We start from the raw sequence: 15,393 nt of genomic DNA, 5'->3' as shown, positions 1-15,393 counted from the left end.
TTGCGCCGCGCCTGCCCTTGCCGGCCGGCGGCCATCCCAAGCGCAGAAAATCAGGAAAGCCTCGCCATGATCATTCGGTACGCCCTGTTCGAAGGCGAAATCCACCCCGGACGCGAGAGCGAATTCCGGCGCTTCGTCAGGGAAAGGCTAGTGCCGTTGTGGACGCAATTTCCTGGGGCGGAAGAGGTGCGCGTCCTGGACGGCACCGCACGGGATGAGGGCGCCCCCGTCTATGCCATGGCGCTCGCCATTCGCTATCCCGACATGGACACCTGCAGCCGGGCGCTGCAGTCCGACGTTCGCTTTCAGAGCCGCGACGTGACCGGAGAGCTGCTCAAGATGTTCACCGGCCGCGTGCATCACCATGTTTTCGAGGCCAACGAGTATTCAACCGCTCGATAGACTAGACTGTATTGGATAGCCGCGTTCCCGTGCAGATGGATTTCAGATTGCGAACAAATAAGGAAACGTCTCCGAAGTAATTCGGATACATGTCACCAAGCTTTTCGACATTATCTACCTCGACCAAGACAGCCTTTGCACCATTGCGCCTTAGCTCGATTTTCAGCTCTATCTCTTCCAATGTCCGCGCACCTAACATAAGCGTCCAGAATGGTTGGATGGTCACGTTATGATCTTTGCCATATTGGAGCAGATAGTATCGAGATTTTTCCGTTGGCTGTACGAAGTTCTCTGAGTAATGGGTAAGATTCTTGATGCCTTCTAGTATGCTGGTCGCACCTATACGCTTATTGATATCCCGCAATTCCCGCACCCGGTCATTGTGTTCCGGAACGCCGATATGAACGGGGCACTGCTCAACGTGCGCGAATTCCGCCGACATAAGCTCGAAAAGGCGTAGCCAGTCCTGCTCGCCCTTTCCGTGCTTCAGATCCTGGCCCCGGAACAGCCCGACAGCCTCAACTGCAGTTGCCCATGAGTGCTGAAGTCTGGTCCGAACTTGCAATTCGATGCGTCGTCCCTCGAAAGCCTCAGTGTCGGCATCTCTGGGTCGGTACTTGAAAACAATGTGGTGACTTCGATAGCCGTCCGGCTTCGGCTCATCGATATAGTTGAATTCCCGAGAGTGGATATCATGGGGGAACTTGTCTCGCATCGATGCGAGAAGCGAGCGAACACCTTTGATGTCGGCCATGATCGCTCGGCAACCGCCGATGTCGTTCATGGTGTCCAAATTGGTGGTGGACTCGCGAAGCTTCCGACGAATGGATGCGATACGCTTCGGGCGGGATGCCATGTCGCCCTTCAGTCGCAGGGCCCTCATGTGGTGATCGACAGAGAACCGAACGCTCCGCATCGGCAGAAAGTGCGAGTCGCGCCAGCTATTGGCGATTGAGAAGATTTCGAGTGTGTCCACGTACTGGCCGACAGTAATGTCTTGTCCGAACTGAATAGGTTTTGCCAGCCGGTTGCCTGCCTTGCGGACGGCTTTCGTGCCGTAGGCAAGGCGCGGGTACTCAGTCATTGGACCCATGAAGTCAAGGTAGTCCGCCTCATTCTGGACTGGCGGGACGACCGCAAGGGAATCAGATCTCATGGATCACAACATACGGATCTTAAACCTAGTGGGCTATGACGTTGCGGGCCGTCAATGTTTTTCGCGGCTGCGAAACAACCTGATATCCATGATGGCGGCGGCCAGCGTTTCGTCCTCCAAGAACCTTTCAGCTTCGGCGGCTTGCCCATCCATGCCGGCCTCCTTGCGCAGCAAGCGTGCATCAAATCGGCGCAAACTACGCTGTCGGAATCGCCGCAGATGGTGCGACCTCAATGGCAAAGGGCGTCCAGCGCACTTTGTGCCGCGATGAGGTCGACGATTGGGTACCTGGTGTTAAATGTGTGGACCACCGCTTGCAGCCGCGTCGCTGCCTCATGGACACGACCTTGACGCGCCAGAACTGGTGCGAGCTGCGTTAGGGCGTGAAGCTCGAAGAGTCTCGCTTGCTGCCGACGGGCGGTGGCAATTGCTGTTTCGAATAGGTGCGCGGCACCCTTTAGGTCACCTCTGCCCGCGGCGATTTGGCCACGAAGGCGAATACATTCTGCCAGGTAGCTCGCCTCGTCCGTATCGAAAACGAGGGTATCGACATCATCAAGCATTTGCGATGCGTCTTCGATGCGACCGGCTCGCAGGAGAAGATCACAAAGTTCGCATGTTCTCTCAGGCGTATGAAATACGACGCCCTGCGCACGCCAAAGAACCATACTCTCCCGGACGTCATCGATGCCGGCATCCAGTTCACCTAAATGCGAGCGGGCATGGCCGCGCCATAAAAGGCCGCCACTTCGACGCGCAGTGTAGCCATGTCGTTCGCAAATCTCGACGATCTTCGTGGCGTTCTCAAGGAGTTCCTCGTAGTGACCAACTAACGCGCAAAACTCGCACTGAGTGAGAAGATGCCAGGCTAAGTCGAAGGGCCTGTCGAATTGTTCAACATTTCGAAGTAAGCGCTCGTTCTCTTCGACTGCAACATCGATGAAGCCCAAAATGATCAGCGAACCACTAAGATAGTCCTGGGTAGAGACACGTTGATCCGCACCGGCGAACGAAATGCGACGACTTGGGTCAACCCGATCAATCAGAGCTAAGGCCTTGCGCAAGGCCTCCACTGCCAGCGGTTGTTCTCCCCGGTTGGAATGAGCGATCCCCTTTGTTGCCCAAAGACAACTCAGATAGGCCGTTGGAAGGAGATCGGCACCGTTTGCGAGCTGCTCTTCGGCCAGGGTCAGGTAATCGTGATTGCGCCCGGTTGCATAAAAAAATGGAGCGAGCGAAAGCGCAACGTCGCATTGCAATTCGACCGATGCAGTGTTCGCGGCAGCAAGACGTGCATCTTGAAGCGCCTTCCCAAGGCGCTCAGAACGATACCCTTCAGCCTGCATCAAGGCATTGGCCATCGCAAGGCGGAGACGTGTCATCCGTTCGGAGCCGCCGGAGACATCGCCAAATCTGGTACTGCAGTCGATCGCACTGGCAAAGTGCGACACGGCTTCCCGAGTGGCAGCTCTGGCCACGGCGGCCCTTCCCGCCTTTTGCCAGTGATCGAGCGCGCCCGCCCAATTCCCAGCTTGCTGTAGGTGGTGCGCGAGGAGCTCGGGTTGCGCTTCAGTGATCTCGGGCCACTTTTCCTCCAACACATCTGCGACACGCTTGTGTAGCTCCTGACGCTTGCCGCGCAGCAGCGTGCCATAGGCTGCGTCCTGAACGAGCGCATGCTTGAAGAGGTAAGTGGCCAGTGGCAGCGTCCCGCGGCAGAACACCAGACCGGCGCCGACGAGTTGATCCAGTGCGCCATTTAGATCAGCGGCATTTCGCTGTGCGACCGCTGCCAGCAATTCGTAGGAGAACTCCCGACCGAGAACCGCGCCGACCTGTGCGACTTCCTTAGCGGTTGAGCCGAAGCGATCAAGCCGCGCCATCAACGAGGCATGCAGTGTGGCGGGGACGTTCAACGCCGTCGCAGCAGCTCTTGAGAGCACTGTCCCGGCATTGCCGCTCTCCAATACCGCCTTGGTTAGCTCCTCGACGAACAGTGGCACGCCATCCGTGCGCTCGATGATCTCGGCGACAACATCGCTCGGCAGCTCTCCGTTGCCGACGACCCGCTGGACCAGCGCGGCGCCGTCGCGACGGTCCAGCCGGCTGAGGGCAAGCAGTCTGACATGTGCCTGCCCGCTCCATGGCGCTTGAAATTCCGGGCGAAAGGTGACGACCAGCAGCACCGGCAGGCGCGACATGCGCTCGATGAGAAGGTCGAGCAGCTCGCGTGAGCTGGGGTCGATCCAGTGCACGTCCTCGTAAAGCATCAGCACCGGGCCTTGCCGCGTCAGGTCTTCGAGCTGCCGGAGCAGCGCCTCAAAGGTTTTCTCTTTCTTACGCTGGGGCGTCAGTTGGAGAGGCGGGAAGCGACCTTCAGTCGGCAACGACAGCAGCTCGGCCAGCAGCGCCACGTCCTCCGGCGAGGTCGGGGCAAGCAGGGCCGCAAGCTTATCCAGCTTCCTCTCAGGTGGATCGTTGCGCTCCAACCCGGCGGCACGTTCTAGCTGGGCAATGGTCGGGTGGAGCGCGCTGTCTTGATGGTGCGGCGAACAGAAATAGCGCAAGCGGGTGTGTGGCTCATTCTGGATCCGCTCCTGCAAGGTGACGGTGAGGCGCGACTTTCCGATGCCGGGCTCGCCTGAGAGCAGCACCACACGACCTTCACCATTTTTCGCGCGATGCCAGTGGCGCTGCAGCAGGTCGACCTCCTCCTCACGCCCGACCAGCGGCGTGGGCGTCGTCCCATGCAGCGCCTCGAAGCGGCTTTCGACAGCGCTCTCACGAAAAACTTGATAGGGATGGATCGGCTCCGGAAAGCCTTTCACCTCGACCGCGCCAAGATCGCGATATTCGAAAAGATCGCCGACCAGCTGCCGCGTTTGCGGCCCGATCACGACCGCGTCGGGTTCGGCAAGAGCTTGCAAGCGGGCGGCTAGGTTCGGCGTCTCGCCTACGACGCCGCGCTCGTGCCCTTCGCCGGCGGTGATCAGATCGCCGACGACGACCTGTCCAGTGCCGATGCCGATACGAACCCGCAATGGCTCAGGCTCTGGCAGTCGCCTAACGGCATTGACGAGAGCAAGGCCAGCACGCACCGCCTGCTCAGCAGCATCCTCGTGCGCCTGCGGGTAGCCGAAATACACCAAGACTCCGTCGCCCATATACTTGGCGACAAAGCCGCCGAAATGGGCGACCGTATCGGCGACGCAGCGGTGATATGCACCGATGGTCTCACGCAGATCCTCGGGATCCAGACGCGTCGCCAGCGCCGTCGAGATCCACGAACATGACGGTCAGCTGTCGACGCTCGACGATGGGCTCCCGGGTGCGGCTCTGAGCCGCGATGTCATCGGTGCTAGCGTGCGTATGGCTTGACGATGGCCCCAGCCCCACTACTGCCTTGCGGAATCGCTTGCGATGACCGAGGAGCATCCCAAGCTTCTCGAGGTCGGCATCAGTCAGCTCCGGCAGGACTTCCGCGTCGATCGCGTTGTCGCGAAATGCCTGCTCGTATTGCTGGAGGCCGAGGCCTCGCAACCAAGCGGCAACGTCCACACAGCTCTCCCAAGGCTGAAATTCGGGTCCCTCAGCCGCAATAGTAACTCAGATGCCAGGGAAATGCTGTAGGCTTGGATTTCTGTCGAAGCTGGAGGTTACTATCTGCTCGGTGAATATGAGGCTTCGCTGGATTCGTTTCGCCGTTGGGACAATGACAACTATGATCGTGGGTTCGCAATCTGGCTGCCTGTTTGGGACAGCTCGGACGCATTGACGAGGCAATATTGGCTTGGGGCAGGTGCCTCGAGCGCAAGCCTGGTTTCACTCTGAGTGATTACAAGCGGAGCTCGCCATATCGCCGTCAGGAGGACGTGGAGCACTGGCAAGATGGCCTGCGGAAAGCAGGCATTGCGGATTGACGGTTGATGAACAATCATGCGGTTCGTCGGAAACGCAACTGCCGTCAATTACTAACCGAGCCGCCACATTCGGACACGGCCTGTACCACGCAATTCCGTTTCCTCGAGCGGGTCGCAAGCAAATTTTGGTCCGAGCAGTTGGCGGGTTGCATCGGAAATACGGATTTCATCGGGCTCCGCGGACGTTTGAATGCGTGAGGCGAGGTTAACGGTCTCGCCCCACAGGTCGTAGGCGAACCGCCTTTTGCCTATGACGCCGGCGACGATCGGTCCTGAGTGAATTCCAATTCTCAGTCTTATCGGTTCTCCCGCGAAGCGTTCGCGCTTGACCGCCCTCCGCAGTTCAAGTGCATAGTGCGCAAGGGCTTGTGCATGATCGGATCGCGCGGTGGGCAAGCCAGCGACAACCAACACACAATCGCCGATTGTCTTGATCTTTTCGCAGCCGTGTCGTTCCGAGAGCCGATCCGCCGCCTTGAAGAAGTAATTTAAGATAGCGAGGGTCGTTACCGCTCCGACGCTCCGCGCTCTTTCCGTGAAACCGACGATGTCGGCAAAAAGCACACTCACCTCCGCGTGGTTGTCCGCAATTTTTTTGTGTGCTTTCAACCGCTCCGCGATCGACGCCGGAAGAATGTTGAGGAGCAGGGATTCGGCGCGCTGGTATTCACGCGACAATCCCTCCTGGCTCTTCCTCAACGCCTCGTTCGTCGATTGTAATTTCTCGTTGAGTTGACGCTCCCTCTCCTGCAGGAGCGTCATTTCATAAGCCTTCTGTTGAAGCCGCTGCTTGTTGTCGCGTTCGGCAGTGGCGTCAAGAAAGAGCAGCCACACGCAGTCGTCGTCGGCAAAAAGATGAAGGTCCGCGACACGCCCGCTGGGCAGTTCGATCATAGCCATATGATATGGAAGTTCCGGGAAAGGCAGCAAGCCTTCCATGAATTGAAGCTGATCGGTAACAGGCCTACCGATGCGAACGGATAAGAGCCCGTAATGTTCAACGTTACCGCCCTTCGCGGCTATGCAAAGCTGGGCGTCAATTTTGACATATGCGATAGAGTGCTCGTTATAGAAGAAATTGTAAATCCAATCTCCGACTTCTCTTGGCAATCTACGCATGGTCTATTTGGTGACCATCGAAGCAAGTTGAAGGAACGCATCATCGACATGCTCACCCGAAAGCGCACTTGTTAGATAGATTTGCCATCCACGTTGCCTCAATCCGTTAATCTCACTATCCGGTATTACCCACTGATCGGCCAGATCGGATTTGTTGAACAGCAATACAAACGGCATAGCACCGAATTCGGCCTCGACCCGCTCGCGCAGCGTGAGCGCGGCGGCAAGAGTAGCGGCGCGGGTTCCGTCGACGACAAGCACGAGCCCTGTCGCACCTCGCACATGGCTGACGCGGAATGAGCCGATATCGTCTTCGCCGGCCAAATCCCACAAAATCAGATCCACTGTTTTGTCCGGGAGTGCGACACTCTTCTTGTCGATTTTCACTCCTACCGTGGTCAAGTAGGTTTCTGAAAAGATGCTTTGCACAAACCTGCGAACCAGGCTGGTCTTTCCGACAGAGAACCCGCCCAACATACAGATCTTTTTTTGCAACATCTTGGGCTCCGCCCTAATCCAGGTTTACCGTAACCGAAACCCGGCGATTGGTGGAGCTACCAGTTTGACTATTTTCAGGCACCGCGGGTTCAAAGGTGCCCGCGCCCCGAACCAGCAGCAGTTCCGGAGCGACGCCGCGCTTGTTGAGAAGCGCACGAACTGTCTCGGCGCGGGCGGCGCTGATCGACGCGTTGGCCGTCTCACGGCCCGTGGCGTCCGAATGCCCGGTCAACATGAACCGCGCTGTTACGCCTGACTTGCGGGCATCTTGGGCGAATTCCTTTATTTGACCCGCCAATCTGTCGAGAACCGGCACCTGCTCTGGTCCCGGCACAACTTTGCCGGAAGAGAAGAAAATATCGGTCGTCTGGATGGCTTCTCTCAAATGATTGAGTTCTGCAAGGTCCAGTTCATGCAGCTGCGAGACATCCAGAACCACTCCGTCCGCCGAAAGTTGTTCGGCGGCGGCCTGCGCCCGGTTGATCCAGGCGGCAGGAGCCTCACCCACGACAACGATGCGACCCTGGATGATCGAAAGCTGGACCGATTTCGGCGGGGTCAGCGACGCCGTCAGCCGCTTCACCACGAACTTCGGATCGAGGCTCTGATAGAATTGCCACTGTGAATGAACGCGGTCAAGATCAACCCCCGTCCCGGACAGCAGAACTTGCGGGTCGGCCGCAAGCGGGTCTCTCAGGCCGGAAATGTAGAAATGTCCGCCCCTCGCCGTTTGTTGGGCGACGATGATCCCCGGTTGGGCCTCAAGTCGCGACACATAATACTGCCAGTGCTCAGCCGCGCGTGCTTCGGGGCTCACATCACGAACCTTGGAGATGTCGAATTCCGGTCCGCCTGCCGAAAGCTGTCGGGCGGCTGCGCGCGCCCGATCTATCCAGGTGTCGGGAGCCTCGCCCTCGGCAACGATGCGATCATTGACGATCGAAAGTCGTACTGTATCCGGCGGATACAGCGACGCTGTCAGCCGCTTCAACACGAACTCCGGCTCAAGGCTCTGATAGAATTGCCACTGTGAATGAACGCGGGCGGGATCGACCTGCGTTCCAGACAACAGCGACTGCGGGTCGGCGCCAAGCGGGTCTCTCAGGCCGGCAATATAGAATTGGCCGTCGCGAATCTCTTGTTCTGCAACGATGATGCCCGGCTGGGTCCCCAGTCGCGACACATAGGCCTGCCAGTGCTCCGCCGCGCGTGCTTCGGGGCTCACATCACGAACCTTGGAGATGTCGAATTCCGGTCCGCCTGCCGAAAGCTGGCGGGCGGCTGCGCGCGCACGATCTATCCAGGTGTCGGGAGCCTCGCCCTCGGCAACGATGCGATCATTGACGATCGAAAGTCGTACTGTATCCGGCGGATACAGCGACGCCGTCAGCCGCTTCAACACGAACTCCGGCTCAAGGCTCTGATACAATTGCCACTGTGAATGAACGCGGGCGGGATCGACCTGCGTTCCAGACAACAGCGACTGCGGGTCGGCGCCAAGCGGGTCTCTCAGGCCGGCAATATAGAATTGGCCGCCGCGCATCTTTTGTTCTGCAACGATGATGCCAGGCTGGGTCTCCAGTCGCGACACATAGGCCTGCCAGCGCTGCCCGGATTGCCAGGAAAGAAAGAACCAACCGCCTGCCGGGATCAAAATCAGCAGGGCTGCAGCCACCACCAGCCACGGAAATCCCTGGTTTGATTCCTCCTGCTTCAGTTCAACGCAGGTCTGCAACTGCGCTTCTATGCCGGCCAACTGCGAACTGTCGCCGTCAAACTGCTCTAAAGCCTGCGAGCATTCATCATGGATGCGAAGCAATACATCGCGAACGATTTCATGCAATTCCTCTGGCGGATTTCCTCGGATCACCGAAACCAGGGTCGCAAACGGTCCAACTTCCGACCAGAGACGAAGGTCGCCAAAACGAATTGTGTCCAGGCCGCTCTGCTCTTTCTCGTTAAATGAATCTTTCACAAAATCTTGAATTGCACTGAGCATCGAAGAAATAAGTTGAGGATCTTCGCTAGTTGCATTATCGGCAGTTACATGCGCTATCAAAAGCCCGGAATTGCGGTTAATGAGAAAGACGTGCTCCACACGATAGATAAGAGAATGCTTCAGAACAACTTCTGAGAAGCTAGCTCCAGTTCTCCACGATTCAAATCTCCACTTGAGCCCATGCCAGGTAAAGATATGTCTCAAAGTTTCATTCAACGACTGAAAGGTCTGGTCGATCTTTTCCCCGATCGACTTGCGAATTGCCGGCAGAAACACTGGGTATAAAATATCCGTCAGCGTGCCAGGGCTCTTCTGGATTGACCGTTGCACAGCCCTTTCAACAGCTGGCGCAAGGGCCTCGCCGAGTTGCGCATGAGGCGCTCGTGCGGCCGCATTTGAAAGAACGTCGCCCACGGCTGCCGCGAGCTGTTCCGGTTCGTCTAGCAGATGGGTAACTCGTGAAAGCTCTGAAATTTCGCGGCTGACCAGCAATTGGCGCAGCGTTTCCATGCGAGGATCGGCGGTTGGAACTCCGTCGAAACGCGCGCGGTAGTCCGGATCAACATTCCGGGCAATTTCGATCAAAAGGCGAGCCAGAGCCTCGCGATCAATCTCTGTATCGTTCGAGGCTGTTCTTTGCGGAAGGGTGATCGGGTCGACGGTTGACGTCAAGGTCCCATCAACTCACTTTCCAGCTACGGTCCGAGTTGCTCTTGCTGCCGACCGGGTCCTGATTCAGACATTTTGCAACCTCGACAAACAGGCCAGCCAGAAGATTTCGGTCGGTCTTGACGTTGCTGAGGTCGGCAAACATTTTCTCTATCAGCAACTGAACGCCTTCATTCTTCTGCTTGATTTCCTCACGCAGCAAATGATCGTTTCGATTTATCCGGTCCGCAACGTCGCGCTCAAGCTCGCTCAATTGGTCCGACAACGCGCGCACCTGCTTTTCAAGTGCCTGGTTTTGCTCGCGAAGATTCCGGTCGATCTCCTTGTCGGCATCGGCTCGTGAATCTTTTTCGTTCCGCAATTGCCCCGCAAGCGAATCGATCTGCTTCTTTGCATTTGACTCGTACATTTCGAGATTGCGCTTGGCTTCCGATTCGACATCCTTGAAGCGCTGCAAGACCCGTTCTTCAAGCTTGGAAAAGCGGCGGTCATAGTCCTGCATCTGGTTGCCGAACAGCAGATCACGTATCTTGTCGACACCTACAGCGTCGCCCGAGGCCCCGCCGTCGCGAGCCTGGCCCACCACGAAGTTCAGCCCGTTTCCCTCTGCATTACCGATCAGGTTTCCGTCCACTTTATTTGCCGAAGAAGCGGCATTCGAAGATTCCTTAGCCATCCAGACGCCCCATTGACCAGAACAAAACTTGAAAACGCGAAATCATGTCAGACAAATACCAGGTCTGCAAGCCGGAATCCCTTGGCGCAATCCGATTCGTGCGTCCCTTGTTCGTCTTTTGGGTAATGCACAACCTACGATTGAGTTCGCTCTTGGTACCTATTTTTGATAACGGAAATAGCCGGCAAATCCAATTGACCACTCGGCAATCTACGCCGAAATGAGTAGTGATACGTTATATGAAATCACGTCGAGATGAATTGCGACTAACCTATAGCTTCATTGAACTTCTATGAGCGCTTGCCTTAAGGCCTGTCTTCAACTTTTTCGCCTGGCTCTAATTCGCCCCGATCTTGACAGAGCTGTGCTGCAGTTCGGCACGCATCGCACGATCGGCGGTCTGTCGAGCTCTGAGCTTGCCGCCGAACTCCTGCGCTCTCTTGTAGTTATTGAAAAGTGGACCCAACCACGTTCGCGGGCACCCTTCTCTGTCACCGACCGACGGCTTGGCAGGCTAAGGAGTGCGGCTATCGAACCGGCTTCGGCAGCAGACATGGGTCGGCGGACCGTGCGGGGCATGACGTTCCTGCCGCAGGCACCACAACGATGCTGCGTGCAGACCTCGGTGTCGGCGATGCAAATGTCTATCGCATCATGCGGGGATAGACGCGATTGCGTGCGCATCGCCGCAACTTACTCCTGCAAGGGTCTCTATTGGGCGACTTGGGACACTGCTGACATCAACTCCTGCGGGTTTGGCGCCCCAAACATGTATCGCCCACCCTCAGGAACCTCCGTGAAGCTCCACCGGACGATCCCCTGCCGGTCCAGCAGGAATTGACCTATCAATTGTCCGTGTCCCGTTGCCATCATCTGCTCGTCGGCTTCGGTCACTTCGTAATTGTCCTTCTTGCCGAGGAATTCGCTGGCCGCAAAAGGATCCATGGGACCGGGCAACTCGCCTGGCAAGTCGACCCGCATATCCTTCGCCATTGCCATCGAGACCTTGTACGGCCAGTTCGTCTCGTTTTCGGTGAATTCGAGATTGGGCAGTCCAAAAGCACGATGTGAAGCGCGTTCAGGGTCGGAGGCCGCAAGCAGATTTGGCATCGGGTGGTAGCGGAAATAGAGACGCGCCCGTTCGATCGGCGTGTTGACCACCGTCAGGCTCTGCACGCCCTTTTCACGCAGTTCCGGATCAAGCCGCGCCTGGGCGGCGATATGGCGCCGGCAAAACGCACAATGCAGACCTCGAAACAGGCCAACAAGGACCGGTTTATGCCCGCGAAAGTCGTCAAGCGCGATCTTGCCTTCCTGGGAAATGGCGTCGAGTACCACGTTTGGCGCCCGGTCGCCCGGTTGAAGCGGTACCAAGTCACTGCGCGCGGACATTTCAACCTCCAACCCCGGCTAATCGAGAAAAGGCAGCACCACAAGCGTCTCCGGGTCGAGCCCGTGCTGGGCGCATACACCCTGCGCCAAGGAAAAGTAGCGTTCGGCCTCGGCCAGATTGTCGAGGTCGAGATTAAGCGTTGCAAGACCATCATAGCACGGAAACAGCAGTTGGGGTTCGGCCGTTTCGCGGGCTACCTCCAGTGCTTCGTTGAACAAGCCAACCGCCAGTTCCGGACGGCCGTTGCACTGGTGGATCTGCCCAAGCACGATCAACGGCACCGGCAGGTGCTCGCGCTGGTCGAGTGCCCGGTCGATCTCGATGGCCTTCTCGGCAGCAGGCACGCCCTCCGTTGGACAGCGATCCGTGAAGGTACAACAAGCGACCGCCAAATTGGCGAGGAGGCGCGCCTGAAAGCCCAGATCACCAATATGGCGCGCCACTTCAAGACCGCGCCGACAGACCTCCATCGCCCGTGCCGGATCGATGGTCGTGTAAAGCACACCGAGATTGGTGTAGCCGCGGCAGGCCGCGCCCAGCAGACCGGCGGCTTCGGCCAATTCAATGCTACGCTCAACCTGACGCACGGCTTCACGGTTTCGCCCAAGACGAGCCAACGCCACAGCCTTGGTATTGAGTGCCTCGGCGGTCACAAGAGTGGCACCACGCCCCACCTCGGAGACATGTTCCGTCGTCAGGGTGCCTACGCAATCCAGCGCTGCGTCTGCCCATTTTGCCGCGAGAGCATGAGCTCCGCTACGGAATGCCTGTCGGCCACGTTCTTGCCAGAGATGCGCCTGCTCGACCGGGGCATCCGCTCCATCGAGGAGCGCTGCCGCTTCAGCATAGCGGGATTCTGCGTGGTCCCGCTTGCCGACGTCCCAGAGCAGCCGGCCGATCTTACGCAAAACTCGCGCCGAAGCGACACGATCGCCTGACTCGCGGTATGCCTGCAACACCGTGTCGTAGTGGCTGTGCGCGATCTCGCGGTGGCCTGCCGGGCCGCTCAGATCGGCAATGCACTCTTGAATTGCCAGTTTGAGCGGTGTTTGCCCGACCGCGCCCAACGCAGTCAGGGCTCGCTCGTAGAGACGAAGGGCGTCATCGTTGGCGTATATCATTCGAGCGCGATCGCCCGCTGCCTGCAGGTAATGCGCACCCTTCTCCCGTTCGGCGCTCTGTGCGAAATGATGACCGAGCACTGTCAAATCCTCGAGTCGTTCCGGCTTGTCGCCGCACATTTGCTCCAAGGCAGCGCCGACCCGCCCGTGAATGTCGGTGCGGCGTTGCAGGAGCAGATTCTGGTAGATCACGTCCTGCAGCAACGTTTGCGTAAAGCGGTAGCTTTGCGACGAGACCGAGCCTGATCCGGCAACTTCCTCGATGATTTCCGCATCGCACAGCATTTCGCAGGCGGCTTCTAGCCGGCCGGGGTCGGCTGTCACGGTTTTCAGAAGTGTGGCATCGAAGCGCGGGCCGATTACCGCGGCTTCCTGGGCCAATCGGCGCACCTCTTGGGGCAGCCGGTCGACGCGAGCAAGCAACATTGCCTGGATAGTGGCGGGAATGCCGGTTGCGACTTCGCCTGCCACAGTCCGCCATCGCTGGCCCTCGCGCATCAGTACACCGCGATCGATAAGGCCGCGAACGATCTCCTCTAGAAAAAGGGGGGTGCCGCCCGCGCGCTCGAGGATTTGCTCGAGAAGCCCGCCTGCAGAGTTTACCCAGCTCTCGCCGAAAAGCGCCGCCAGCAGGCTGCGGCCGTCATTCCTGTTAAGCGGCGAAAGTCTCAGCGCTGTATGACTGACCCGACTTGAGTCGAGCTGGCCGCTGTCCGGCGCCGGACGATGGGTGACCAGCAACATCAACCGCGTGCGTTCCAACCTGTCCATCACGAAACGTAGCGCCTCAAGCGACACAGCGTCGGCCCAGTGCAGGTCTTCGACGACAATCAACAGCGGTGACAGCGCAAGCCGCCGTTCGATGATCGTGCGGACTGCGTAGAGAATTTGCCGCCGCAACTGCTCGGGCTCGACATGCTGCAACGTGGCTTCGGGGTCGCCAAGGCCAAGCACATGGTAGAGCAGAGGCATCAATCGCTTTGCCTCCTCGCCCTGCAGGCCGAGATCGGTAAGCAAGGCTGCGAGCTTCTCCCGCATTTCGTCCCCATTGTCGTTTTGCATCATCCCGGCAGCGCTGCGCACCACCGCGCCCAAGGCGCCAAATGATTGTTCGCCCAGTGGTGAGCAGGTGGCCTGCCGCACAGCGACGTTGCGAAAACGATCCTCATCGCCGACGCGGGCGACGAACTCCTTCACCAGCCGCGATTTCCCGATACCGGCTTCTCCGACGAGGCGGACAAGTTGGGCCGAGCCGCCACACGCCTGGTCAAGGCTCGCCAGCATTCTATTGAGCTCCGCACCACGACCTATCATCGGCGCGCTGAGGCCGAGTGCCTCGAGCCCACGCGCTGCACGCGGCGCCGCTAGCGGGGCATCGAGTCGATGGACGAGCACACTGCCAGCCTTGCCGCGAAGCACGACATCACCCAGCGGCTCGTAAGAGAAGGCATGCCGCGTCAGCCTGTGAGTGAGCTCGCCTACCAGCACCTCACCCGGCGCGGCGAGCGATTGCAGGCGTTGCGCCGTATTCACCGTGTCGCCGGTAACCGAATAGGATTTGGCGGTGCCGATGCCCAATCCGCCAGTAACAACCGGACCCGTGTTAATGCCGATGTGGAGTAACAGAGGCGAGCCGGAGTGGGAGGTGCCTTCGCCCAACCGCGCCGTGCGGGCGATCATGTCAAGAGCGGCGCGAAGCGCACGCTCCGGATCGTCCTCATGCGCGACCGGCGCACCGAACAAAGCGAGCAGTGCATCGCCGATGAATTTGTCGACGAAACCACCAAAGTTTCGGACGGCCGCGGTCAATTCCTTGAACAGTTCGTTCTGCAGCGCTTGCATGACCTCGGGGTCGAGTTGCTCACTGAGTGTCGTGAAGCCGCAAAGGTCGGCGAACAGGACCGTTACCGTCCGGCGATCGGCGTCAGAGACGGGATGCAGCCCTTCTTCGCGTTCGATGTTCGCAAGAAGCGACGGAGTCCGAGAAGGCGGCACAATGGTCTGGCTTGGTGTCGGAGCAGGCCGTTCGACGGCTTTTGCGGACGCACCGACGCTTGCCCCACATTTCGGACAGAACTCGAAATCAGGTGCGCAGGGATAGCCGCAACTGGCGCAAAGCACGGGCTGGCGCCTGCCACACCTCGGACAGAAAGCGTAACCGCTCTCAACCTCGAAACCGCAGCCTGAGCAGTCCATAGAACAAGACCTCGCTAGGGGCCGTGACGGTGTGATCTAGCTACGCACTTCACGGCCAGGGTATTCACAAGGATGAACCGATCGCCGTCGACCAGCAAGCGGCAGTGCAAAATGGGCATCGAGCGATCGGTGCGGGTCCTGGGGCAGAGCGCTGCCGATCCGGACGGCGCCGTGGCCATCGTTTGCGAAAGTTTCCTCTTGCCACCTGCTAGCGTTGAGATGAGGAGACGCGTGATCAAGGCCA

The 15,393-nt window shown here is 58.6% G+C and carries 11 protein-coding genes; 1 reads left to right on the top strand and 10 read right to left on the bottom strand.

Going from position 1 to position 15,393, the window contains the following annotated elements; all coding sequences use genetic code 11:
- The first annotated feature begins 66 nt into the window (after positions 1-66).
- Positions 67-402, top strand: a complete 336-nt coding sequence (locus NKJ01_RS21245) for a hypothetical protein (protein ID WP_352730698.1) — start codon at positions 67-69, stop codon at positions 400-402.
- Between the two features lies 1 nt (position 403).
- Here the strand turns inward: NKJ01_RS21245 and NKJ01_RS21240 are convergent, their stop codons facing one another.
- The 10 genes from NKJ01_RS21240 to NKJ01_RS21195 all read right to left on the bottom strand — a co-directional run bounded on the left by NKJ01_RS21240 (position 404) and on the right by NKJ01_RS21195 (position 15,149).
- On the bottom strand, positions 404-1,486 hold the full coding sequence (locus NKJ01_RS21240) for a RelA/SpoT domain-containing protein (protein ID WP_352730696.1): 1,083 nt from the start codon (positions 1,484-1,486) through the stop codon (positions 404-406).
- Positions 1,487-1,609: 123 nt separating this feature from the next.
- A complete protein-coding gene (locus tag NKJ01_RS21235) occupies positions 1,610-1,732 on the bottom strand; it encodes a hypothetical protein (RefSeq protein WP_352730694.1) in 123 nt (40 codons plus the stop codon).
- Between the two features lie 56 nt (positions 1,733-1,788).
- Positions 1,789-4,788, bottom strand: coding sequence for an AAA family ATPase (locus tag NKJ01_RS21230; protein ID WP_352730757.1), 3,000 nt, complete (start codon positions 4,786-4,788; stop codon positions 1,789-1,791).
- A 4-nt stretch (positions 4,789-4,792) separates the two neighbouring features.
- Positions 4,793-5,116, bottom strand: a complete 324-nt coding sequence (locus NKJ01_RS21225; protein ID WP_352730692.1) for an SAM domain-containing protein — start codon at positions 5,114-5,116, stop codon at positions 4,793-4,795.
- Between the two features lie 413 nt (positions 5,117-5,529).
- Positions 5,530-6,597, bottom strand: a complete 1,068-nt coding sequence (locus NKJ01_RS21220) for an adenylate/guanylate cyclase domain-containing protein (RefSeq protein ID WP_352605665.1) — start codon at positions 6,595-6,597, stop codon at positions 5,530-5,532.
- Between the two features lie 3 nt (positions 6,598-6,600).
- Positions 6,601-7,095, bottom strand: coding sequence for a Rab family GTPase (locus tag NKJ01_RS21215; protein ID WP_352605663.1), 495 nt, complete (start codon positions 7,093-7,095; stop codon positions 6,601-6,603).
- Between the two features lie 13 nt (positions 7,096-7,108).
- A complete protein-coding gene (locus NKJ01_RS21210) occupies positions 7,109-9,766 on the bottom strand; it encodes an OmpA family protein (RefSeq protein ID WP_352730690.1) in 2,658 nt (885 codons plus the stop codon).
- A 7-nt stretch (positions 9,767-9,773) separates the two neighbouring features.
- Complete coding sequence (locus tag NKJ01_RS21205) at positions 9,774-10,439, bottom strand: hypothetical protein (protein ID WP_352730688.1); 666 nt, start codon at positions 10,437-10,439, stop codon at positions 9,774-9,776.
- A 711-nt stretch (positions 10,440-11,150) separates the two neighbouring features.
- Complete coding sequence (locus NKJ01_RS21200) at positions 11,151-11,831, bottom strand: redoxin domain-containing protein (protein ID WP_023762157.1); 681 nt, start codon at positions 11,829-11,831, stop codon at positions 11,151-11,153.
- Positions 11,832-11,849: 18 nt separating this feature from the next.
- The gene (locus NKJ01_RS21195; protein WP_352730686.1) at positions 11,850-15,149 is read right to left on the bottom strand and encodes an ATP-binding protein; all 3,300 of its coding nucleotides are present in this window, start codon (positions 15,147-15,149) and stop codon (positions 11,850-11,852) included.
- Between the last annotated feature and the right edge of the window lie 244 nt (positions 15,150-15,393).

It is taken from the genome of Mesorhizobium sp. M0276, assembly GCF_040321755.1.
Lineage (GTDB): Bacteria > Pseudomonadota > Alphaproteobacteria > Rhizobiales > Rhizobiaceae > Mesorhizobium.
Note: the sequence above shows the minus strand (reverse complement) of the source record. Positions and strands in the feature narration are given on the sequence as shown.